The organism is Micromonospora sp. NPDC005173, from assembly GCF_040608515.1.
In the GTDB taxonomy this organism is placed as follows: Bacteria; Actinomycetota; Actinomycetes; order Mycobacteriales; family Micromonosporaceae; genus Micromonospora.
Genome location: NZ_JBEXIK010000072.1, coordinates 1 through 22,484 on the forward strand (window position 1 = coordinate 1; position 22,484 = coordinate 22,484).

A 22,484-nucleotide genomic window follows, 5' to 3' on the forward strand; every position below is an offset into this window, starting at 1 on the left:
GAAGATGTCGACACGTACACCAGGATCTCCGATCCCGCCCTCGGTCAGCACCCCGCACTCACACGCGGTGTCTCACACCATCCTGACCAAGAGGGCTGAGCCGGATCGTCGGCGATATCGTCAGCCATCAGACAAGGCCGGACCACGTCCGGGTACGAGGCATCCGTCCGATCGAGGAGTGACCTCGCCTCCTCAGTGGTCAGGATGAAGCCCTTACCCATCGGGCTCGGGCCCTGTTGACATTTTCCCTCGTTCAGGGTGATCCGCTGTGCTTTGTCCGGCGGGTGTTGAGCCTGTACGAAGGAGATGCCGGGCAGCATCCAGAGCGACTCGTACCGGTCCGGCAACTCGGCGAGCGGGAAGTCACACAGCGGAGCCTTGGGATACGCGTCCGGCGCCCAGATCTCGAAGCGGTGGAACGAACAGAGCATGACGAACTGCGGACGACGCCTGGTGGTTACGCTCGTCCAGTTGCGCCAGTGCTCCAGCGCGTCCTTGCGGTGCTGGACGAGGCGCGTCGTCTCCTTCGGCGCCTTCATCTCCGCGATGAGGTGAGCGGTCAGGTGCAGGTCCACGATCCCCGTGGACGAGTGTGCGTCTTCGAAGACCGCACCGCGGTCCTTGCGGCTGACCCCATAGCACTCGAACAACTCGTCCAGATAGGTCTCTGCCTCCGAACGCTCGGTGCCGGCGTAGGCCTGCCATCGGGCAACGAAGCTGACCAGTGCCGCCCGGATCTGTTCATGACTGCGCATGGTCAGAAGACCTTAGGCGAATCCGCCGACAAGACCTGGCCTGCTCAAAGCCCAGCCCTTCCCGCCCAGGCTATGCCACCTCGGCGAAGTCGAAATCCGCCCAGCGGCTCAGGTACGTGAACCGCCCCGGAGTTGACCAAGGCGGCCACCGCCCGGGGCGCGCCGGCGTCCTGGCCTGGAGGGACTTGACGTTGAGACCTGCCGACTCGTCGGTCGACGCGAAGCGGTTGAGGCATCCGCGGTAATGGCTATGTCGTAGGTGTCAGGAGGGGCCATACCGCTCGCAGCGTGAGGACGGCGCCGACGACGAGGACGAGGGTGGCGGTGAGGATTGGGGTGGCGGTGGCGAGTCGGCCGGTCCAGCTCCCTGGCCGCGGGGAAATTCCGCGATGCAGTCGTTGGTGTAGTCCGACGAGTAGGAGCCCGGCGAGGGTCAGGGTGGCGGCCATGCCGAGGCCGTAGGCGAGGACCAGGAGAACGCCGAACCATGTTCGGCCCAGCGCGACTGCGCCGAGCAGGACGATGAGCGCGGAAGGGCTGGGCACGATACCGCCGGCGATGCCCATGCCGAGTAGGCCCGCCCTGCCGCGGGCATGGTGATGGTGGTGGTGCCCACGGTGATGCTCATGTCCGTGATCATGGTCGTGGCGGTGGCTGTCACCGTGATGGTGACCCGATGCCGTGACGTCGGACTCGGCGGTGACGTGGGCGCCGGGTGCCGATCCCGCGAGGACAAGTGTTTGCGGCTGTGGCAGCTGGTGCTTCCTCCGGGCGGGGAGCGCTGACCGGAGCAGGCTGGCGCCGATGCCGGCGATGAGCAGGCCGCTGACTACACCGAGCCAGCCGAGGAGGGTTTCACCGGCCAGGGTCGACGCGGTGGTGAGCAGCAGTCCTGCGGTCAGGACGCCGGCGGTATGGGTGGCGGTGACGGTGGCGCCGACAGTGAAGGCGTCGCGGTAGGTGCCGCGCCGGCCGGCGATGTAGGCGGCCATGACCGTCTTGCCGTGCCCGGGCAGCATCGCGTGGGCGCCGCCGAGCAGCAGGGCCAGGAGGATCGCCAGTACGCCGGCCAGCGGCGTGAGTCGGTCCGCGCCGGCGATCGTGTTGAGTCGGTCACCGAGGGCGGTCATCGATCGGGCGATCGGGCCGGCGGCGGCGATCGCGAACCGACGTTCGCCGCTGGATGTGGTGCCTGCGCCCAGGGCCTGGATCCGCGCTGAGCGGTGGTTGAGCGGTGAGGACAGCAGGTCGTTGGGGTAGGTGCGCAGCTCGTCGGAGATGCTCGTGCTCGGCAACGGCGAGTCGCGCAGTCCGATGCCGTGTCCGACGGCTGTGGCCTCATGCCAGCCGACGCGGTCGGTGCGGAAGGTGTCCTCGAAGCTGATCGTGGTGGCCCGCCGCAGGTCGACGGTGGCGGTGAGGTGACACTCGGTTCGACCGGTGACCAGGTTCGCCGCCCCGGAGTGGTAGGTGAGGTTGCTGGCAAGAACTGTCCACGTCAGGGTGTGGCCGGCTACCTCGGCGTGTAGGGCGCCTGCCATCGCCGCGCAGGTGGTGGCAGCGTGGGCTGCCGCCTCGGCCGGCTCGATGGTGCCGTTGCCGTCCCTGTCGACGGCGGGTTTCTGCTGCAGGGTGGGCAACTCCGCTTCGTCGAGGACGGCCAGGTCCTCGATCCGGTCGGGATGCAGCTGCAGGCCGTGATAGTGGTTGACGGAGAAATTTCCCAGCGGGTGGGCGGTGGCCGGACTCGTCGGTGCCAGAGCGCACCCGACCGCGATGAAGGTCACCGCTACCGCGGCGCCGGCCTGTCGCCGCCTCATCCGCCGCCGCCGAGACTGTCGAGCAGGCGTCGCGCGATCGGCGCTTGAACGACGTCGAAGTGCGGGTTGATCGTCATCGCGAGGCTGAGGTCTTCGCGAGCGTGGTCCCGGTCGCCGAGGGCGTGGCGGATCACACCACGGTGGTAGTAGAAGGTGGCGTTTCGCCAGCCGAGGCGGGTGGCCTGCAGGGAGTAGTCCAGAGCCTCGGCGTCACGTCCGTTGCGGTGCAGCGCCCATGCCAGGGCGTCAGCGGTCAGGACGGTGCGACGGGCGGACCATTCCGCCTGTGCCTCGGTCAATGCTTCGGCGGCCTGGTCGTGGTCGGCGAGGTAGGTCGCCGCGGTGAGGTGATCGGAGATGCCGTTGGCGGCGGACAGCTGCCGGGCTGCGGCGACCAGGTCGTACTGCTGGCGCGCCTGGTCGGCCTTGCCGGAGACGGTGAGGAGGTCACCGTATTCGATCAGCAGCTCGGGCAGCGGGAGTGCCTGCACGGCGCGGGCGTAGTCGGCGAGGGCGTCGTCGCTCTGGCCGAGCGCGGCGCGCGCCTTACCGCGTCCGGCGTAAAGCTGCTGGTAGGTGGGATCGGCGGTGAGGCCGGCGTCGTATTCCCGCAGGGCTGCCTGCGGGTCGCCGTTGTGGAACGCCAACTCGCCGAGGTAGTAGCGGCAGAAGGCCCGGTCGGCGGGGCTGCTGGCCTGGGCCAAGGCACGGTTGAGCGCGTCGCGGGCTGCCGCGACCTGCCCGCGCTGTTCGAAGTCGTAGGAGGCGCGGGTGAACGCCGCCACCCCTGGTTCGACGTCCAGCATGCGCTGCACCTGGATACGCGCGCCGTCGTAGTCGCCGAGTTGGGTGAGCGCGTCGACCAGCAAGCCGTGGACGTTGCCGGAGTGGGGGTTGAGGGCCTCGGCGCGGCGTCCCCAGTCACGTGCAGCGCTGAAGTCGTGGCGGGCATTGGCCAGCGCCGCCGTGCCGACCATCGCCTTCCAGTTCGTGGCGCTCTCCAGTTCCAGCGAGCGCCGCAACGCGCCGTCGGCCTTTGGGTAGTACGACGGGTCACCGGTGATCCGGCCTTGTTGCACGTATGCCGAGCCGAGCTCGGCCCACGTCGACCAGTCCTTCGGCACATCGACGAGCCGCCGCTGGGCTTTCGCGATGGTGGATCGCAGGGCGTCGGCACCCGCCTGCGGCCCGGTCCGCGCGGGCGGGCCGACCACGCCCGGGGAACGTTGTTGTTCCTGCAGCTGACCCGTGACGATCGGGGTGCCTACCAGCAGCACGACGCCGGCCAGCAGCAACACGACGGGCAGCCGGGTGAGCCCCCGGCACACGACGGACAGCCGACGCCGCAGACGGCTCATGAGCCACCGCCGACAAGCGTGGCGTACGCGACGAGGTTGTCCCGATAGCTGCCCGCCCGCCGGTCGAACGTGCCGGTGCAGGTGATCAGCCGCAATTCCGCCCGCTCACTGCGGGCGTAGACCGCGCCAGCGGGAAACCTGTCCTTCGGATACTCGTCGAGCCGATAAATCCGGAAACTCATCACCGACCCGGCGATGTCGCGGACCTGAACCTCACTGCCCACCACCAGGTTCCGCAACCGGTAGAAGACCCCTGGACCGGTGTGTGAGTCCACGTGACCCACGATCACCGCCGGTGGACCTCCTGGCTCCCCCGGCATCGGGCCGCCCGCGTACCAACCGGCCACCTGATAGTCGCTGGGGGCGGGCAGTGAGCCGTCCGGCTCACGGGCCAGGTCGACCAGCTCAGACCGCACCCCGATCGACGGTATCGCCACCTCAGTCGGCTGCGCGGGCGACCCGGACCCGCTCTGGCCGGGACGGGGATCCAGGGGTGCGGCCAGCGCACCCGGCGGCGCTGCGGCCGGCACCCCGGGTGCTCCCGTCAAGGGTCGCTCGACCGCCGTAAGCGCGACTGTCATCAGCACGATGAGTCCTCCAACGATCATGAGCAGCGCGCGCAGGGGTCGCCGCCTCAGCGGCAGTACGGCCAGTCGTGCGCGTCTGCGCAGCCGCATGGCAACCATCAAAGAGTTCTCCCGCCTCAGATCGGCTGACCACAGTCCGGCCCCGCCCAGCGCCGCCGACGGCTTCCGCCCGCCCGGCTCGGGCGCCAAGGTGCGGCGCGCCCACCTGGCCGCGCCGCACCCCTCAATCAGCTGCTGGCCGGGCGCGAGACGGTCAGCCGGTGACGGCGGCGGCTGACCAGCAGGCCGGCGCCGAAACAGGCCGCCGCAGCGATGCCACCCGCGATCCTCACCCAGACCAGGCCCGTGGACGCGGTGCCGCCGGCGCCGCTGGGCACGCCACCGGAGGGCATCCCGTCGGCGTCGATCTGGTTCACCGCCACGTTGCTGGGCAGCGCCAGATACGGGAAGGTGTTTCCGAACGGCACGTTGTTCGTGTTGACCTTGTCCCCGGCGGCGAGCGCGGGAACGAGCTGCCCGGTCTGCGCCGCGCCCTCGAAGGCCTGCAGCTCGATGTCCAGCACGTCGTCGGCGAGCCGGCGTCCGTTCGGGAAGCCCTGCAGGTCACCGCCGAGCACACCCAGGCGGTTCGGGTTGGCCGTCACCGGCACGCTCATGTTCAGCCGTAGCTCCTCCGCCGGCACGAACGACTTCGCGTCCACGTCCGCGTTGAGGATCTGCGAGTTCAGATCCGCCTGGATCGGCGGCGTCGACCCGTCCAGGGTCGGCGCGTTCTTCGCGATCCCGGTCAGGAAGATCTCCGCGAGATCGTTGCGCGGCGTGGCCGGTGCCGGAATGTTGTAGATCTGCTGAATCACCCGCGGCAACTCCGGGTTGAGGACGCGGTCGATCAGCGCCTGGTTCTTGCTGTCGTCCGCCGGCGTGCTGGCGTTGAAGCCATCCTTCTGGTTGGCCGCCGGCACCAGCTCATTGACCAACGGATTACCCAGCCGCGACACCTGCACCTGATCCCCGCCGGCCTTGGGGTCGGAGACCTGCATCCCAGACTGCGAGGTGGCGCTCCACACGCCGATCACCGGGTTGCGGGTGTCGTCGTTGTTCAACGCCAGCGCCGATTTGGGCACCTGCAGCGCCACGGTCTGCACGTTGTAGCCGGCCAGGGTGTCCTGCCCCCGCTCGGACAGATTCGCGCCGTAGATCAGGTCGAACACCCGCAGGTCCAGGAAGAACGGATCCTCGGCCTGACCCGCGTACGTCTGACCGCCGCCCTCGACCGACGTCACGGCCTGCTGCCGCAGCCGTCCGTAGTCCGGCATCGAGGCCGGGCCAACGTTCGACGGCGCGACGATCCCGTCCCGCACCAGCACCCGCGACTGCCCACCCTTGATCTCGCTGAGGGTGTAGGTCTGCTTGAACAGCAACGTCGGATCGTTCAGGTTGTTGACCACGCCGTTGTTGTAGAGAAATGTGGTGCCATCGCGCTTGTCGTCGTTGGCGAACACCCACCGGTAGGTGACGTCCGCGCGGGCGTCACCGTTGTTGTCGATGTTGATGTCGTACTGGGCGCCGGGCTTGAAGAAGTAGAAGTTCGGCCCCCCGTTAGGCTCCTGAAACGGCAGCCAGTTAGCGATCAGCGTCACCGTGTCCTGCTTGTCGGGGCTGACGAAGGCGTACACGTCGGTGTTGTCCACCTCCGGATCGCCCGCGATCAACGGCGCCTCCCGGTGACTCGACGCGTCAGCCACCTCCGACACCAGGCCCGCGCCACCGGTCGCGGCCACCAACGCCAGCACACCCGCGCTGGCATACCACGCCAACGCACCCCGCCCCGGCCTGGCGAATCTGACACCACTTCGCACGTCCCCCACCCCGCCTCACCTCGTGATCACTAAGCTCCCGATCAGTACGCCTCCCATCCACGATTCAACAGCGACCGCTTCTGAGCGATGGCACAAACGCGAAAGTTCATGCGACACCAGGCAGACTTGGACGCACGTGACACTGCGCGGCACCGTTGCATGAGCGTTGGCAAGATCGAGGCGGGCCCGAGCGGTGAAGTCATCGAGCCGCTCTCGCCCGTGGTTGCCTCCGACGTCGGCGTTCGCCGGGTTCCTGTTCCCGACCGAGGTGATCGTGGTCGCGGTCCGCTGGTATCTGCGCCTCAACCACTCGTATCGTGACGGTGCGGCCAATGGCCGGCGGGCGGCGTGGCACGGCGGATCCGGGCGGCCGTCATCTGCCACGCCTGCGCCTCGTCCACCAGGCAGCCGGCGAGCAGCTCGCGGCCCCGGGCGAGGACCGCGAGGGCGTCGGGGTGGCCCGGCAGCCACTGCTCGGCGTCCCCGACGGTCAACTCGGCCCGCCGGCCGGGCAGCGGCGTCGCCCCGGGTGGCAGGCCGCCGAGCCGGTCGAGGTGCCCGGCGGAGAGGATCTGATACCACATGGCGTCGGGGATGAGCGCGTCGGCGAGCATCTCCACCCCGGGCCGCCGGGTCACCGGCTTTCCGTCGCTCGGGAGCCACTGCGACCACTGTGGCGTGGTCACCCGACGGCTGTCCGGCTCGGCGTCCACCCCGGCCCAGGCCAGCAATCCGCTGTGCGCGTGCAGCTTGTCGCGCAGCCGGTGCATCGGCCCGGCCAGGTCGCCAGCGTCGGTAGGGTCGGCGCGCGGCGGCGCGACGGTGAACGCTGCCGCGGGTAGCACGTCGTGGTAGCCGCCGACGGTCGCGGCCACCAGCCGGTTGGTGAGGTCGCCGGCGAGCAGGGTCACCGTGATGGCTGTGGGCAGGGTGGACAACACGGCGGCGGTGGCCGAGCCGGCCGCCTCGGCGGTGAGCGGAACCCGCACACCGAGCACGACCGCGCTCAGCTCGTCCGCGGGCCCGCGCTCGGCGTGCAACCAGTCGAGCGCCACGTTCAGCAGGGGCGGGGGCAGTTGGCACGGGGCGTCGCCGAACGGCGCGCCGAGTGGCCCGCGCAGGTAGGCCCGGGCGGACACGCCGAACTCCTCGATGTCGTGGCTCGGGCCGCGCCGGGCCACCGAGACCAGAGCGTCGCGCACACCGGCATCGCGCAGTTGCCGGGCCAGCATCTCCGGTATGGCGAGGACATGCTCGGCGGGGAGCGGGCCGAAGTCGATCACGAGGAGCAGCGCGCCGGGCAAGGCGATCGGTGACGAGACGACGGCCGGGCCCACCGGCTCCCCGCCGGCTCCCGTCGCTTCGAGCCGGAGCAGAGCCTGCCGGAGCGCGGCCACCGCCACCGGCACACCGGCGTCGTCCGAGCGGACTTCGATCGTCAGGCTGTGCTGCTCGCGCAGAGTCTCATCGATATCGAGCACTACGACGACGGCCATGTGTCCCCCAAATAGTGGCGCATCCGCTCTGGGCGGCAGTCCTATTTTCGATTTCCGCTACGTGCGTCGATCGGGGATGGGAAAGAATTGATTGACCTTCCTCTATTGACAAGGGAAGGGGAGTGTCGGGGAGCATATTGCCGTCGCCCATTCTCCGGCGACCCCGCCAGGTGCGCTAAGCGCCGAACTGGCCGGTACATCTCATTAGTTCGAATGTGCGATGCATGAAATAGAGCGGCCCAGATTCCACGATGTAACGAAATCGAAGGGACGGGCGCTGTTGCGAATCCCAACGACTATCGCCGCACTTTTCCCAACCCTCCGGCAACGGCCGAGGCCCGTGATCGCCGTACGGGTGCCGGCTGTCTCGGTAACGTCACCCGCAGCCGGGAGGCGGCGCGCCGGTCCGGTGCGAGGGGGTGGGCGTCGTGGCCGGCTCGGGCGGATTCCGGGGCGTGGTGGTCGGCGGCGGCATCGGCATCACCAGCACCAAGGCGGTCGCCGCGGTGGACCAGCCGGCCGCTGATGCCTTTGCCTGTCCAGGGTCGGTCACTCATTAAGATCGCCCGCCATGACCGTTCTCACCACTGAACGCCTGATCCTGCGCGACTGGACCGCGGACCCGGTCGACCTGGCCCGCATCTACGACATCTACTCCCGCCCCGAGATCACGCGATGGCTGGGCGCGGCACCCGGGCTGCCGCTGACCGACCCGGCGCAGGCCGCCGACCGGCTGCAGATCTGGCGGGACCGGCACGCCGCCGACCATGGCCGGTACGGCACCTGGGCGATCGAGGTGCGCGACACCGGTCTGGTGGTCGGCACGGTGCTGCTCAAGCCGCTGCCGGGGCGGGACGAGGCGCGGCGTACCGATGACATCGAGGTGGGCTGGCACCTGCACCCGGATTCGTGGGGTCACGGCTACGCCACCGAGGCGGCCCGCGCGGTGACGGCGCGGGAGTTCGTCACCGGCACCCCGCAGATCTACGCGGTCGTCTCGCCGGGCAACGATCCGTCGATGGCGGTCTGCCGGCGACTCGGCATGGCTCACGTGGGGCGGCGCACCGACTGGTACGGCGGCGAGGAGCTGGAGACCTTCGTCCTGCCCGCCCCGACGGACTGACCACCGCCAGCAAAGCGAAGGAAGGGCCCCTGTCGACGCCAGGCGTTGACAGGGGCCCCTTCATTTCCGCCGAACGCCGACGGATGGGCGGTCGTCAATAGTCACGGTGGTCGAAGTGTTGACGCCCTCGTAGCACGTCAGTAACATCTGGTCAACGTCATGCAAAATCTCGACAAAGGTGTGCTTGATTCTTTGCATGGGGCCGCAAGTTTCAGCGGGCTGACTCTTTGGCGTCTTTTCTCCCCTTTCCCGCTGCCACCACCACCCTCGCCTCCTCGGCACCTCCCCACACCGGCCGGCACGCCCCCGCGCGTCGGCCGACGACGCGCCGAATCACGCCCCACGCCGTGGCCAGCCCGTCGCGGCACCGTCCCCCCAACGACAGGACAGTGATGAGACGAACGAATCTGTTCAGGATGGTGGCGGCGACAGTCGCGGCCACGGTGATCGCCACGGCCGGGTCGACGGCCGTCGCGAACGCGGCGGAGAACCCCCGCTCCGCCGGCACGACAGCCGCGACGAGCACCGCCTTCGCCCCGGCGGCCACCAACCTCGCCCAGGGCCGCCCGACCCAGGAGAGTGGCCACGCCGACGTCTACGACTCGTCGAAGGTCGTCGACGGCAACCCGGGCAGCTACTGGGAGAGCACCAACAACTCGTTCCCCGAGTGGGTGCAGGTCGACCTTGGCTCGTCGCAGGCCGTGAATCAGGTCGTGCTGAAGGTGCCGACCTCCGGCTGGGCGACCCGCACGCAGACCCTGAGCGTGCAGGGCAGTACCAACGGATCGTCATTCAGCAACCTGGTGCCGTCGCAGACCTACACGTTCAACCCGGCGAGTGGCAGCACGGTCACGATCAACTTCAGCCAGACCTCGACCCGCTACGTGCGTATCGACATCACGGCAAACAGCGGGTGGCCGGCCGGGCAGCTGTCCGAGCTTGAGGTCTACGGCAGCGGCGGTGGCGGTCCGGACACGACCGCGCCGAGCGTGCCGGGCAATCTCTCGTACACCCAGTCGGGCACCACGATCACCCTCAACTGGGTCGCGTCGACCGACAACCCGGGCGGCAGCGGCATCGCCGGCTACGACATCTACCGCAACGGCACGCTCCTGCAGTCCATCGGGAACGTGACCACCTTCAACGACACGCAACCGGCCACGGCGACCGTGTCGTACCACGTCCGGGCCCGCGACGTCGCGGGCAACCTCTCGGGAAACAGCAACACGGTGACCCGTACCGGCAGCGGTGACACCACCGCGCCGAGCGTCCCGGGGACGCTGTCGCACAGCACGTCGGGCAACACGATCACGCTCAACTGGGGCGCCTCCACCGACTCCGGTGGCAGCGGGCTGGCCGGCTACAACGTCTACCGCGGCGGCAGCCTGATCGCGACGCTGGGCACCGTCCTCACGTACCAGGACAACCAGCCGTCGACGGCGACCGTGTCCTACTACGTCCGCGCCCGCGACGGCGCGGGCAACCTGTCCGGAAACAGCAACACCGTCACCCGGACCGGCACCCCGCCCCCCGCCTGCACCAACGTGGCGCAGGGCAAGACCATGACGGCGAGCGGCTCCACCTTCACCTTCACGCCGGAGAAGGCGAACGACGGGCAGGTCACGACGTACTGGGAGGGCGCGGCGAGCTACCCGCAGACCCTGACCGTGGCGTTGGGCGCGAACCACTCGATCACGGCCGTCGCCGTCAAGCTGAACCCGGACCCGGCCTGGGGCACCCGTACCCAGAACATCCAGATCCTCGGCCGCGACCAGGCCTCGTCCACGTACACCAGTCTGGTGTCGGCGGCGAACTACCAGTTCGTCCAGGGCAACAACGTGGTGACCATCCCGGTCACCGCGACCACTGCCGACGTGCAACTGCGGTTCACCGCCAACACCGGTGCGCCGTCGGGCCAGGTGGCCGAGCTTGAGGTGTGCGGCACGCCGGCACCCAACCCTGACCTGGTCATCAGCTCGACGACCTGGTCTCCCGCGTCGCCCAGCGAGGTCACCCCGGTCACTCTCTCGGCCGTGGTCCAGAACGTGGGCTCGGCCGCGGCCGGACCCACCACGGTGAACTTCAGCCTGGCCGGCACGGTTGCCGGTAGCGCCGCGGTGGGTGCGCTCAGCGCGGGCGGCTCGACCACTGTCTCGTTCAACGCCGGGACCCGGCCGATGGGCAGCTACAGCGTCTCGGCGGTGGTCGACCCGACGAACACGATCGTCGAGCAGAACAACGGCAACAACAGCTTCACCGCACCGTCGCCGTTGGCGGTCGCGCAGGCTCCGGGGCCTGACCTGCAGGTCCTCAGCATCAGCTCCAACCCGCCGAACCCGGCCGTCGGGGCGTCTGTCACGTTCACCGTGGCGGTACGCAACCGCGGCACCACCGCGACGGGCGCGACCACGGTCACCCGGTTGGTGGTGGGCGGCACCACGCTCAACACCAACACCGCGTCGATCGCCGCCGGCGCGACGGTCACCGTTGTGGTCGCCGGGAGCTGGACCGCCACCAGTGGCGGAGCCACCATCACGGCCACCGCCGACGCGACCAACACCGTCGCCGAGACCAACGAGACCAACAACGCGTTCACCCAGTCGATCGTGGTCGGGCGTGGGGCGGCGGTCCCGTACGTCTCCTACGAGGCCGAGGCCGGCCGGTACCAGGGCGCGCTGTTGGAGGCCGACCCGCTGCGCACCTTCGGCCACACCAACTTCGCCACCGAGTCCTCGGGCCGCAAGTCGGTACGACTGAACAGCACCGGCCAGTTCGTCGAGTTCACCTCGACCAACCCCGCCAACTCCATCGTGGTGCGCAACTCCATCCCGGACGCGCCCGGCGGGGGTGGCATCGAGGCGACGATCAGCCTCTACGTCAACGACGTCTTCTCCCGGAAGCTGACCCTCTCGTCGCGGCACAGCTGGCTCTACGGCAACACGGACGGGCCGGAGGCGCTGACCAACACCCCGCAGGCCGACGCCCGGCGGCTGTTCGACGAGTCGAACGCGCTGCTGTCGCAGTCGTACCCGGCGGGCACCCGGTTCAAGTTGCAGCGCGATGCCGGCGACTCCGCCTCGTTCTACGTCATCGACATTATCGACCTGGAGCAGGTGGCGCCGGCCGCGAGCCAGCCGACCGAGTGCACCTCGATCACGTCGTACGGTGCGGTCCCCAACGACGGGCTCGACGACACCGCGGCCATCCAACGGGCCGTGACCGACGACCAGAACGGGGTCATCGGCTGCGTCTGGATCCCGGCCGGGCAGTGGCGGCAGGAGCAGAAGATCCTGACCGACGACCCGCTGAACCGGGGTACGCACAACCAGGTCGGCATCAGCAACGTCACGATCCGGGGCGCCGGCATGTGGCACTCACAGCTCTACACGCTGACCGAGCCGCAGAACGTGGTGGGCGGCATCAACCACCCGCACGAGGGCAACTTCGGCTTCGACATCGACAAGAACACCCAGATCTCCGACATCGCCATCTTCGGCTCGGGCCGGATCCGTGGCGGTGACGGCAACGCCGAGGGCGGGGTGGGTCTGAACGGTCGGTTCGGGACAGGCACCCGGATCAGCAACGTCTGGATCGAGCACGCCAACGTGGGTGTCTGGGTGGGACGCGACTACGACAACATCCCCGACCTCTGGGGCCCGGCCGACGGCTTGCAGTTCACCGGTATGCGGATCCGCAACACCTATGCCGACGGCATCAACTTCAGCAACGGCACGCGGAACTCGCGGGTGTTCAACTCGTCCTTCCGTACCACCGGCGACGACGCGCTGGCCGTCTGGGCCAACCCGTACGTCAAGGACCGGAACGTGGACATCGCCCACGACAACCACTTCGTCAACAACACCATCCAGTTGCCCTGGCGCGCGAACGGCATCGCCATCTACGGCGGCTACGACAACTCGATCGAGAACAACCTGATCTACGACACCGCGAACTACCCGGGCATCATGCTGGCGACCGACCACGACCCGCTGCCCTTCTCCGGGACGACGCTGATCGCCAACAACGGGCTCTACCGGACCGGCGGTGCCTTCTGGAACGAGGATCAGGAGTTCGGTGCCATCACCCTCTTCCCCGCCACCAGGGACATCGTCGGGGTCACGATCCGGGACACCGACATCTACGACTCGACGTACGACGGCATCCAGTTCAAGAACGGCGGCGGCAACATGCCGAACGTCGCGATCACCAACGTGCGGATCGACAAGTCCAACAACGGCGCCGGCATCCTCGCGATGAGCGGGGCCCGGGGCAGCGCCACGCTGACCAACGTGACCATCACCAACTCGGCAGACGGCAACATCGTGATCCAGCCAGGATCGCAGTTCGTGATCAACGGCGGCTAGTCCCGACCGAGGGCCGCTGCGGCGGCCCTCGGTCGCCAGCCGGCGGCTTGATCGACACGGGTTCGGCGATGTCGGGGTATCCGGGTGTCAGGGATACCCCGACATCGGCGATCTGGAGTCGATCAGCGCCGGGCGTTGTCGCGCAGCCCGGAGATTGCGGGGGAGTTCGATGCGGTCCTCACCCCGGAGTTCTGGCCGGCGCTCTGCAGCAGCCCCCGCAAATACTCAGCAGAAAGTGATCAACGGTGGGGTGGGGTCGGTGGGTGGCGTGGCATTGCAGGCGCGCTCATTGACGGACACTGCGTGCGACGTGCCTGTTGGCGGGGCTGCGCGGCTAGGCTGAGCTGAGCAGGATGGTCCGCGAAGGGGGTGAGCCCGGATGGCCCAGGCAGCGTTCGCGCCGGAGCCGGCGCCGCAGCACACCGAGCCGTCGTTCGACGTGCTGCGGTGGCACGACGAGCCGTGGACAGCGCAGCTCGCCCTTGACCTGTTGCCGGAGACCAACGGCCCCAAGGTTGAGGTCCTGAGCGGAAGCGTGATCGTGACACCACACGCGGGAATCGATCATCAGTCGGTCGAGCGAGAGTTGCCCTACGTGCTGCACCGCGCCGCGCGGAAGGCCGGATTCTGGGTCTACCCGGAGATCAACGTGTTGTCTGAGGATGATCTCTTCATCCCGGACATCGCTGTGCTGCGTAACTCGGGCGGTGGCCGCACGACGGTTCCCATCGCCGAGGCGGTGCTGCTGGGCGAGATCGTTTCACCGGGTAATCGGCGCAAGGACGTGATCGACCGCCCCCGGGAGTACGCGGCCGTCGGGGTGCCCTTCTTCCTCCGGGTGGACCTGCGCAACCGGGTGCCGACCATCGCCCTGTTCGAGTTGGTGGACGGTGAATACCGACCGTTGGCCGCCGCTGCGGCGGGAAGCACCTTCGCCATGCGGGAGCCGTTCGAGTTCGCCATCGATCCGGCGGAGCTGTTGGACGAGGAGGCGCCGCCGGAGGAGTCGGCCGGCGAGGACTGAGGCTCCCAGCGGGCGCTCAGCGCCTCTGGGGAACAATGGTCCCGTGACTTCCCCCCGCGACCTCGTCCTGCTCGGGTCCACCGGCTCGATCGGCACGCAGGCCATCGACATCGTCCGGCGCAACCCGGACCGGTTCCGGGTGGTGGCGCTCGGCGCCGGTGGCGGCAACGTCGCGCTGCTCGCCGCGCAGGCCCTGGAGCTCGGCGTCGACGCGGTCGGGGTGGCCAAGGCATCCGCCGCGCAGGACCTCCAGCTCGCGTTCTACGCGGAGGCGAGCAGGCGCGGGTGGGCCACCGGCGACTTCAAGCTTCCCAAGATCGTGGCCGGGCCGGACGCGATGACCGAGCTGGCCCAGTGGCCGTGCGACATCGTGCTCAACGGGGTGGTCGGCTCGCTGGGCCTCGCTCCTACGCTGGCCGCGCTGCGCGGTGGTCGTACTCTCGCCCTGGCCAACAAGGAGTCCCTCGTGGCCGGCGGCCCGCTGGTCAAGGCCGCGCTGACGCGGCCGGGGCAGATCGTCCCGGTCGACTCGGAGCACTCGGCGCTGGCCCAGTGCCTGCGTTCCGGGTCACGCGGTGAGGTGCGCCGGCTGATCGTCACTGCCAGCGGCGGCCCGTTCCGGGGCCGGGGCCGCGACGAGTTGACGCAGGTCACACCCGAGCAGGCGCTGGCACACCCGACCTGGAACATGGGGCCGGTCGTCACGATCAACTCGGCCACGATGGTCAACAAGGCGCTTGAGGTGATCGAGGCGCACGAGTTGTTCGACGTGCCCTACGCCGACATCACCGTGATGGTGCACCCGCAGTCGGTGATCCACTCCATGGTCGAGTTCACCGACGGATCCACGATCGCCCAGGCCAGCCCACCGGACATGCGGCTGCCCATCGCGCTGGGGATCGGCTGGCCGGACCGGGTGCCCGGGGCCGCCGCCGCGGTCGACTGGACGAGCGCGCACACCTGGGAGTTCGCCCCGCTGGACGACGCCGCGTTCCCGGCGGTGGCGCTGGCCAAGGCCGCCGGGGAGGCCGGGCGCTGCCGCCCGGCGATCTACAACGCGGCGAACGAGGAGTGCGTCGAGGCGTTCGTGGCGGGCCGGCTGCCGTTCCTCGGCATCGTCGACACGCTGGAGCGCGTGTTGGAGGACGCTCCCGACTTCGCCGAACCAGGTACCGTCGAGGACGTGCTCGCGGCCGAGTCGTGGGCACGCGCGCACGCGCAGGAGATCATCGCGGGTTCGGTGGAAGGAGCTTGATGTCGTACCTGCTCGGGGTGGTCCTCTTCGCCCTGGCCATTCTCATCTCGGTGAGTCTGCACGAGGCGGGGCACCTGCTCACCGCCAAGGCGTTCGGGATGAAGGTCACCAAGTACTTCGTCGGATTCGGCCCCACCCTCTGGTCGTTCAAGCGGGGCGAGACCGAGTACGGCGTCAAGGGCATCCCGCTCGGCGGTTTCTGCAAGATCGTCGGGATGACCCCGCAGGACGACGACGTGGACCCGGCCGACGAGCCGCGGGCGATGTGGCGCTACCCGGTCTGGAAACGGACGATCGTGATGGCCGCGGGGTCGATCACCCACTTCGCGCTCGCCCTGATCACCATCTGGATCCTCGCCGTCTCCGCCGGCCTGCCCAACCCGGACTTCCCGACCACCGACGCGCAGGCCCGCAATGAGCCGGCGGTCATCCAGCTCAGCCCGTGCGTGGTGCCGGAGAACGCGCTGCGGGCGTGCACGCCCGCCGACGCGGCCAGCCCCGCCGCCCAGGCGCAACTGCGCGACGGTGACCGGATCACCTCGGTCAACGGCACCCCGATCGGCAACTACGGCGACCTGCTCACCACGCTGCGCAATCTCAAGCCGGGGGAGACCGCGCGGATCGAGTACGTCCGTGACGGGCAGTCGGGCAGCACCAGCACCGTGCTCGCGCAGACCCAGCGTCCGCCCCTGGACGACCCGAAGGGCGCCGCCGGGCCGGTGGCCGCCCTCGGCGTCGGCCTCGTCCCCAGCACCCCCACCCGGGTGACGTACGGGCCGGTCGGCGCCTTTGGCGCGACCGCCTCCTTCACCGGCGACCTGGCCGTCGGTACGGCCCAAGCGCTGCAGCGGCTCCCGCAGAAGGTCCCCGCCCTGTGGACCGCCCTCACCGGCGGCGAGCGGGACGTGGACACCCCGATCAGCGTGGTCGGCGCCAGCCGGCTCGGCGGCGAGGCCGTGGAGAACAACGCCTGGCTGGTCTTCTTCATGCTCTTCGTGTCGCTGAACTTCTTCATCGGCGTGTTCAACCTGCTGCCGCTGCTCCCGGTGGACGGCGGCCACATCGCCATCGCCTGGTTCGAACGGGCCCGCTCCTGGATCTACGCGCGGATCGGCCGGGCCGACCCCGGCCGGGTCGACTACCTCAAACTGATGCCCTTCACGTACGTGGTGATCCTGATTGGTGGTGCGTTCACCCTGCTCACCATCGCCGCGGACGTCGTCAACCCGATCACGCTCTTCTCAAGGTGAGTGCCTGAAGTGACCGCAATCAGTCTCGGTATGCCCGCCGTGCCGCCCCCGCCGCTCGCACCACGCCGGGCCAGCCGCCAGATCATGGTCGGCTCGGTCCCGGTCGGTGGCGGTGCGCCGGTGTCCGTGCAGTCGATGACCACCACCCTCACCTCCGACGTCAACGCGACCCTCCAGCAGATCGCCGAGCTGACCGCGTCCGGCTGCCAGATCGTCCGGGTGGCGGTGCCGTCCCAGGACGACGTCGAGGCGCTGCCGGCGATCGCCAAGAAGTCGCAGCTCCCGGTGATCGCCGACATCCACTTCCAGCCCAAGTACGTCTTCGCGGCGATCGACGCGGGCTGCGCGGCGGTCCGGGTCAACCCGGGCAACATCCGCCAGTTCGACGACAAGGTCCGGGAGATCGCCAAGGCGGCCGGTGATGCCGGCGTGCCGATCCGGATCGGTGTCAACGCCGGTTCCCTGGACAAGCGGCTGCTCAGCAAGTACGGCAAGGCCACCGCCGAGGCGCTGGTCGAGTCGGCGCTGTGGGAGTGCTCGTTGTTCGAGGAGCACGGCTTCCGGGACATCAAGATCTCGGTCAAGCACAACGACCCGGTCGTGATGATCCGGGCGTACCGGCAGTTGGCCGAGCAGTGCGACTACCCGCTGCACCTGGGCGTCACCGAGGCCGGCCCGGCCTTCCAGGGCACCATCAAGTCGGCGGTCGCCTTCGGTGCCCTGCTCGCCGAGGGGATCGGCGACACCATCCGGGTGTCACTCTCCGCCCCGCCGGTCGAGGAGATCAAGGTCGGCAACCAGATCCTGGAGTCGCTGGGGTTGCGCGAGCGGGGCCTGGAGATCGTCTCCTGCCCGTCCTGTGGGCGGGCCCAGGTGGACGTCTACAAGCTCGCCGAGGAGGTCACCGCCGGTCTGGAAGGGCTGCCGGTGCCGCTGCGGGTGGCCGTGATGGGCTGCGTCGTCAACGGCCCGGGCGAGGCCCGCGAGGCCGACCTCGGCGTCGCCTCCGGCAACGGCAAGGGTCAGATCTTCGTCAAGGGGCAGGTCGTCAAGACGGTGCCCGAGGCGCAGATCGTGGAGACGCTCATCGAGGAGGCGCTCCGGATCGCCGACGAGATGGGCGCCGAGCTGCCCGAGGAGTTGCGCGGGCTGGTCACCGGCCCGACCGTCACCGTGCACTGATCCGTCCGGCGGCGCTCTCTCGCGCCGACGACGCGTACCGAAAAAGAGCGGCCGTCTCCCCTGGGGGAAACGGCCGCTCTTTTGGTGTTCCGGGTGGTGCTGCCTCGCGTCACTCGGATTCGGCGAGGATCGCGTACAGCTTGCGCCGGGTCTCGTCGAGCACCTTGGCGGCCCGCTCCCGCTGGTCGTCGGTGCCGTTCATCATCACCTGGCGCAGCGCGCTCATCGCCTGCGTACCGGCGTCACGGATGTCGTGCCAGCTGTTCACCGTGTCCTCGGCGAACTCCGCCCACGGTGGGGTCTGCGCGGCCTCGGTGGCCTCGGCCTGACCAGCCTCGGTGACCGCGAACCGCTTCCGTCCGCCGCCGGACTCCTCCGTGCTGGCGACGATCACCCCCTCGTCCTCCAGCAGTTGGAGGGTGGGGTAGATCGAGCCCGGGCTGGGCCGCCAGGCCCCGCCGGTGCGGGAGTCGATCTCCTGGATCATCTCGTAGCCGTGCATCGGCCGCTCGGTGAGCAGTGCAAGCACCGCGCCCCGGACGTTCGGGCGTCGGCCCCGACCCCGGCCGCGCCCACCCCAGGGGCCGCCGGGTCCGCCGTGGCCATGGCCGTGCGGGCCGGGCGGGACCGGCGGGAAGCCGAAGCCGCGCCTCCGAGCCTCGTGCATCGGGTGCTGATCTCGATGGAATCTCATGTCCGTTCCTTCCTTGGACTGTCGCTGATGCATCAACGATATATCGGCAACGCATCGCTGACAAGTACCGGGCTACAAACCGTACGTACGTCTTGTTAGAGTGTCGGGCATGCGCCTGCTTCCCCCACCCGGCCCGGCCCGGACCCTCACCCTCGGCACCCTGGTTAAGACCGTCGGGCGGGGCCTCTGGCTGGTCGCCAGCGCGCTCTTCCTCACCCGGTCGGTCGGCCTCTCACCGACCCAGGTGGGCGTCGGGCTGACCATCTCGGCGCTGGTCGGCGTACTCGCCAGCGCGCCGAGCGGCTACCTCGCCGACCGCATCGGGCCGCGCGGCGCACAGGTCGGAGGGCTGATCGCCGCCGGCACCCTGACCGCCGGCCTGATCACCGTCCGGTCGTTCGTCGCCTTCCTGGTGGTGGGCGCCGCCACGGCACTCGCGGACGCGGTCGAGCGCGGCGCCCGGGGCGCGCTGATCGCCGGCGTGATCCCCGCCGACCAGCGGGTGCACACCCGCGCCTACCTGAGGGCCACCACCAACGTCGGCATCTCCGTCGGCGCCGTCCTCGGCGGCTTCGCCATCGCCGCCGACACCCGCGCCGGGTACGTCGCGCTGATCCTGACCGCAGCGGCCGCGTCGCTGGCCGCGGCGGTGGTCTTCCTCCGGCTGCCCACCGTCGCGCCGGTCGCCGCCCCGACCCACGGACCCCGGCTGATCGCCCTGCGGGACCGCCCGTTCCTCGCGTTCACCCTGCTCGACGGGCTGATGTCCATGCATTTCAGCCTGCTCACCATCGCCCTGCCGCTGTGGATCGCCGGGCACACCCGGGCGCCGGCCTGGATGATCTCCGGGTTGACGCTGGTCAACACTGTGCTGGTGGTGCTCCTCCAGGTACGCGCCGCGCGCAGCGCCGTCACCCTGCCGGGAGCCGCCCGCGCCTCCCGTCGGGCAGGGGTGGCCATCGCGCTGGCCTGCGTACTCTTCGCCGCCAGCGGCTCGCTGCCCACGGCGGCCGCCGTCGCCCTCCTCTGCTGCGGGTCGCTGGCGCACGTGATCGGGGAGCTGTGGCACTCCGCCGCCGGATGGGGGATCTCCTTCGGGCTGGCGCCGGCCAACGCGCAGGGGCAGTACCAGGGGGCATACGGCATGGGGTACGAACTCGGCAAGATGCTCGCCCCGGTCGTCGTGACCAGCCTCGCGCTCGGCTGGGGCGTACCGGGCTGGCTGCTGCTCGGCGGGCTGTTCCTCCTACTTGGTGCCCTGGTGCCCCCGGTCGTCCGGTGGGCCGGCCGCACCCGACCGACCAGCCTTCCTGCCGAGCCCGTGCCCGTCTGAGGCCGGGCTCGTCACTCGGCCGGCGGGGCGGGGTTCCGATCTGGCAGGCTGGTACACGTGCTGACGGTGCCGGTACGGCAACTGGGAGAATCGGAGCGCCGCGCGGTCGAGCGACTGCTCGACTTGGACCCCTTCGCGGGCGCGCAGGTCGCCGAGCGCATCGCCGCGCGCGGGCTCTCCTGGTGGCGGGCCGAGGGCAGAATCCTGGGGTACGGCGCACGGCGCAACCTCGAATCACTCTGCTGGCTCGGCGGCAACCTGACCCCCGTACTCGCCACCGAACCAGCCATCTCCGCCTTCGCCGACCTCCTCGCCGGCGAAGAGAGGCTCTGCTCCTCCATCGTCGGCCGGGCGGACGCCGTCCTCGGCCTCTGGGACCGCCTCTCCGACGCCTGGGGCCCGGCCCGGGACGTCCGCCCCAACCAGCCGCTGCTGGCCACCGACACGCTGCCGTCCGTACCGGCCGACCCGGAGGTACGCCAGGTTCGCGCCGGTGAGGTCGACCGGCTCTTTCCGGCATCGGTGGCCATGTACACCGAGGAGGTCGGCGTCTCCCCGCTGGCCGAGGACGCCGGACGCAGCTACCGCCGACGCGTCAACGACCTGGTCCGCGCCGGTCGGGCGTACGCCCGGTTCGTCGACGGCAAGGTCGTGTTCAAGGCCGAGCTGGCCGTGGTGACCAAGCGGACCGCGCAGGTCCAGGGCGTCTGGGTGGCTCCGGAGTGGCGGGGCCGGGGGATGGCAACCGCCGCGATGGCCTCCGTCGTACGCGACGCCCTGCTGCGGGTCGCCCCGACCGTCAGCCTGTACGTCAACGACTTCAACCTGCCAGCGCGCCGGGTCTACGAGCGCTGCGGCTTCCAGCCGATCGGCACCCTCGCCACGGTCCTCTTCTGACCGCCAGTTCCATTTCGTAGGCGGGCCAACCTCCGTGTGCAGGTTGCCTTCCGACCCGACCTGGTTCGGCCTGGCTCGGTCCGGGCCGGCCTGGCCTGCTCCGGTTCGGTTCGGCTCGGCCTGGCCTGGTTCGGCTCCGCCCCGCCCGCCCGCCCGGCTCGGCCTGCCTGGCCCGACTCCGCCCCCGGCCTGCGCTCGGCCCGGACCGAGATCTTGGACAGTTTCCGTTAGCGGGTAACTGTTCAGTCCCATGACCTCTGTCGCAGTTCATGTCCCGGTTCCTGTGTCACAAGATCAGCTTTGTAGGTGGGGGTGCGTTGTCGGGCTTGACTGCAAGGCGTGGCGAATCGGCGTCAGGTGATGAGCGCGGTGGATGCCCTGCTCACCGCAGGGGTGAAAATCGATAACGTGCAGCAGTGGTGTCGTGACAACGGCGTCAACCCGCGCACGTTCTACCGACACCGGGCGCGGATCAACGCCGAGGGTGCGTGGCGACCCCGATCGAGCCGGCCGCACCACAGCCCGGGCCAGGCCCTGCCGGAACTGGACGCCTGGATCTGCAAGCTGCGCGCCGAGTTGGGCGTGGACAACGGCGCGGATCACATCCACGACGAACTGGTGCGCATCCACGCCGAGACCCGCCCCGCGTGGTCGGTGCCGTCACGATCCACGATCAACCGGGTGCTGTCGCGCCATGACCTGCTGCACCGCAACCCTGCCAAGAGGCCCCGCTGTTCCTGGCGCCGCTTCGCCTACGCCCAACCCCGCGACTGCTACCAGATCGACGCGACCATGATCACTCTCACCGACGGTCGTCTCGTCGCCGTGTTCGACGTCATCGACGACTGCACCCGCATGCTCGTGGCCTGCCACGCAGCCACCGCCGAAACCGCCACCGCCGCGATCGCCGCCATCGGCCACGCCATCACCAACCACGGCGCACCCGCGATCGTCTTGTCCGACAACGGCGCCGCATTCACCAGCCGCCATCGCCACGACAACGCCGGCCCATCACGCTTCGCCCAAACCCTGCACCAACACGGCACCCGACTGATCCACTCCAGCCCCTACCACCCACAGACCTGCGGCAAAGTCGAGCGCCACCACCAGACCCTGAAGAAATGGCTCACCGTGCAACCCCGCCAACCCCGCACCCTGGGGCAACTGCAACGACTGCTCGACACCTACCGCGAGCACTACAACCACCGCCGCCACAGCGCCCTACCCGGCCGGGCAACCCCACACCACACCTGGCACACCGCGCCACACCACGGCGGACCCCAAGCCCTACCGATCCAAACCGACGCCACCATCCACCGACCCCGCGTCTCCGACACCGGAACCATCCGCGTCGGCCCCGCCCGCATCGGCATCGGCTGCGCCTGGCGCGGACACCACCTCACCGCCATCCGCGACCACCACCACATCACCGTCTACACCGCGGACGGCCACCCCATCGGCCATGCCACCACCAACGACACCCGCTA

At 69.6% G+C, this 22,484-nt stretch carries 17 protein-coding genes; 10 read left to right on the plus strand and 7 right to left on the minus strand.

Annotated features, from left to right (window positions below; genetic code table 11):
* Positions 1 to 44: 44 nt before the first annotated feature.
* The 6 genes from ABZV00_RS36075 to ABZV00_RS36100 all read right to left on the minus strand — a co-directional run bounded on the left by ABZV00_RS36075 (position 45) and on the right by ABZV00_RS36100 (position 7,875).
* Entirely contained in the window at positions 45 to 755 is a 711-nt protein-coding gene (locus ABZV00_RS36075; protein ID WP_355614603.1) for a type IIL restriction-modification enzyme MmeI, read from the minus strand.
* A gap of 248 nt (positions 756 to 1,003) precedes the next feature.
* Positions 1,004 to 2,575 (minus strand): sulfite exporter TauE/SafE family protein, encoded by a 1,572-nt coding sequence (locus ABZV00_RS36080; protein ID WP_355614606.1) that lies wholly within the window; start codon positions 2,573 to 2,575, stop codon positions 1,004 to 1,006.
* Entirely contained in the window at positions 2,572 to 3,933 is a 1,362-nt protein-coding gene (locus ABZV00_RS36085) for a tetratricopeptide repeat protein (protein ID WP_355614609.1), read from the minus strand. The genes ABZV00_RS36080 and ABZV00_RS36085 overlap by 4 nt, the downstream gene beginning before the upstream one ends.
* On the minus strand, positions 3,930 to 4,619 hold the full coding sequence (locus ABZV00_RS36090; protein ID WP_355614612.1) for a class F sortase: 690 nt from the start codon (positions 4,617 to 4,619) through the stop codon (positions 3,930 to 3,932). The genes ABZV00_RS36085 and ABZV00_RS36090 overlap by 4 nt, the downstream gene beginning before the upstream one ends.
* A gap of 128 nt (positions 4,620 to 4,747) precedes the next feature.
* Positions 4,748 to 6,337: a DUF4331 domain-containing protein gene (locus ABZV00_RS36095; protein WP_355614615.1), complete on the minus strand. Its 1,590-nt coding sequence runs from the start codon at positions 6,335 to 6,337 to the stop codon at positions 4,748 to 4,750.
* A 344-nt stretch (positions 6,338 to 6,681) separates the two neighbouring features.
* The gene (locus ABZV00_RS36100) at positions 6,682 to 7,875 is read right to left on the minus strand and encodes a hypothetical protein (protein ID WP_355614618.1); all 1,194 of its coding nucleotides are present in this window, start codon (positions 7,873 to 7,875) and stop codon (positions 6,682 to 6,684) included.
* A 419-nt stretch (positions 7,876 to 8,294) separates the two neighbouring features.
* Here ABZV00_RS36100 and ABZV00_RS36105 point away from each other — a divergent pair, with 419 nt between their 5' ends.
* The 7 genes from ABZV00_RS36105 to ispG all read left to right on the plus strand — a co-directional run bounded on the left by ABZV00_RS36105 (position 8,295) and on the right by ispG (position 18,073).
* Positions 8,295 to 8,435 carry a hypothetical protein gene (locus tag ABZV00_RS36105; RefSeq protein WP_355614621.1) on the plus strand — a complete coding sequence of 47 codons (141 nt, stop codon included), beginning with the start codon at positions 8,295 to 8,297 and terminating at the stop codon, positions 8,433 to 8,435.
* An 11-nt stretch (positions 8,436 to 8,446) separates the two neighbouring features.
* Positions 8,447 to 8,998, plus strand: a complete 552-nt coding sequence (locus ABZV00_RS36110) for a GNAT family N-acetyltransferase (protein ID WP_328424586.1) — start codon at positions 8,447 to 8,449, stop codon at positions 8,996 to 8,998.
* 392 nt (positions 8,999 to 9,390) lie between these two features.
* Complete coding sequence (locus ABZV00_RS36115) at positions 9,391 to 13,362, plus strand: CARDB domain-containing protein (RefSeq protein WP_355614624.1); 3,972 nt, start codon at positions 9,391 to 9,393, stop codon at positions 13,360 to 13,362.
* A 379-nt stretch (positions 13,363 to 13,741) separates the two neighbouring features.
* On the plus strand, positions 13,742 to 14,386 hold the full coding sequence (locus ABZV00_RS36120) for a Uma2 family endonuclease (RefSeq protein ID WP_328424590.1): 645 nt from the start codon (positions 13,742 to 13,744) through the stop codon (positions 14,384 to 14,386).
* A 43-nt stretch (positions 14,387 to 14,429) separates the two neighbouring features.
* Positions 14,430 to 15,641, plus strand: a complete 1,212-nt coding sequence (gene dxr / locus ABZV00_RS36125; protein ID WP_355614627.1) for a 1-deoxy-D-xylulose-5-phosphate reductoisomerase — start codon at positions 14,430 to 14,432, stop codon at positions 15,639 to 15,641.
* Complete coding sequence (locus ABZV00_RS36130; RefSeq protein WP_328424593.1) at positions 15,641 to 16,891, plus strand: site-2 protease family protein; 1,251 nt, start codon at positions 15,641 to 15,643, stop codon at positions 16,889 to 16,891. Before dxr ends, ABZV00_RS36130 begins: the two co-directional genes overlap by 1 nt.
* Before the next feature lie 9 nt (positions 16,892 to 16,900).
* A complete protein-coding gene (gene ispG / locus ABZV00_RS36135) occupies positions 16,901 to 18,073 on the plus strand; it encodes a flavodoxin-dependent (E)-4-hydroxy-3-methylbut-2-enyl-diphosphate synthase (protein WP_328424594.1) in 1,173 nt (390 codons plus the stop codon).
* A gap of 109 nt (positions 18,074 to 18,182) precedes the next feature.
* Here the strand turns inward: ispG and ABZV00_RS36140 are convergent, their stop codons facing one another.
* Entirely contained in the window at positions 18,183 to 18,767 is a 585-nt protein-coding gene (locus ABZV00_RS36140) for a PadR family transcriptional regulator (protein ID WP_355614633.1), read from the minus strand.
* 109 nt (positions 18,768 to 18,876) lie between these two features.
* On the opposite strand from ABZV00_RS36140, the gene ABZV00_RS36145 reads away from it, so the two are divergent.
* The 3 genes from ABZV00_RS36145 to ABZV00_RS36155 form a co-directional block, all read left to right on the plus strand.
* A complete protein-coding gene (locus tag ABZV00_RS36145; protein ID WP_355614636.1) occupies positions 18,877 to 20,100 on the plus strand; it encodes an MFS transporter in 1,224 nt (407 codons plus the stop codon).
* A 57-nt stretch (positions 20,101 to 20,157) separates the two neighbouring features.
* Positions 20,158 to 20,997 (plus strand): GNAT family N-acetyltransferase, encoded by an 840-nt coding sequence (locus ABZV00_RS36150; RefSeq protein ID WP_355614639.1) that lies wholly within the window; start codon positions 20,158 to 20,160, stop codon positions 20,995 to 20,997.
* 339 nt (positions 20,998 to 21,336) lie between these two features.
* The coding region (locus ABZV00_RS36155) for a DDE-type integrase/transposase/recombinase (protein ID WP_355614642.1) at positions 21,337 to 22,484 on the plus strand (1,148 nt) is incomplete at its 3' end.

Bases quoted from the DNA above. Each gene is read 5' to 3' on its own strand.
- ABZV00_RS36075 (WP_355614603.1), bottom strand. From the start codon at position 755: ATGCGCAGTCATGAACAGATCCGGGCGGCACTGGTCAGCTTCGTTGCC.
- ABZV00_RS36090 (WP_355614612.1), bottom strand. From the start codon at position 4,619: ATGGTTGCCATGCGGCTGCGCAGACGCGCACGACTGGCCGTACTGCCG.
- ABZV00_RS36110 (WP_328424586.1), top strand. From the start codon at position 8,447: ATGACCGTTCTCACCACTGAACGCCTGATCCTGCGCGACTGGACCGCG.
- ABZV00_RS36100 (WP_355614618.1), bottom strand. From the start codon at position 7,875: ATGGCCGTCGTCGTAGTGCTCGATATCGATGAGACTCTGCGCGAGCAG.
- ABZV00_RS36140 (WP_355614633.1), bottom strand. From the start codon at position 18,767: ATGAGATTCCATCGAGATCAGCACCCGATGCACGAGGCTCGGAGGCGC.
- ABZV00_RS36115 (WP_355614624.1), top strand. From the start codon at position 9,391: ATGAGACGAACGAATCTGTTCAGGATGGTGGCGGCGACAGTCGCGGCC.
- ABZV00_RS36080 (WP_355614606.1), bottom strand. From the start codon at position 2,575: ATGAGGCGGCGACAGGCCGGCGCCGCGGTAGCGGTGACCTTCATCGCG.
- ABZV00_RS36145 (WP_355614636.1), top strand. From the start codon at position 18,877: ATGCGCCTGCTTCCCCCACCCGGCCCGGCCCGGACCCTCACCCTCGGC.
- ABZV00_RS36130 (WP_328424593.1), top strand. From the start codon at position 15,641: ATGTCGTACCTGCTCGGGGTGGTCCTCTTCGCCCTGGCCATTCTCATC.
- ABZV00_RS36085 (WP_355614609.1), bottom strand. From the start codon at position 3,933: ATGAGCCGTCTGCGGCGTCGGCTGTCCGTCGTGTGCCGGGGGCTCACC.
- ABZV00_RS36120 (WP_328424590.1), top strand. From the start codon at position 13,742: ATGGCCCAGGCAGCGTTCGCGCCGGAGCCGGCGCCGCAGCACACCGAG.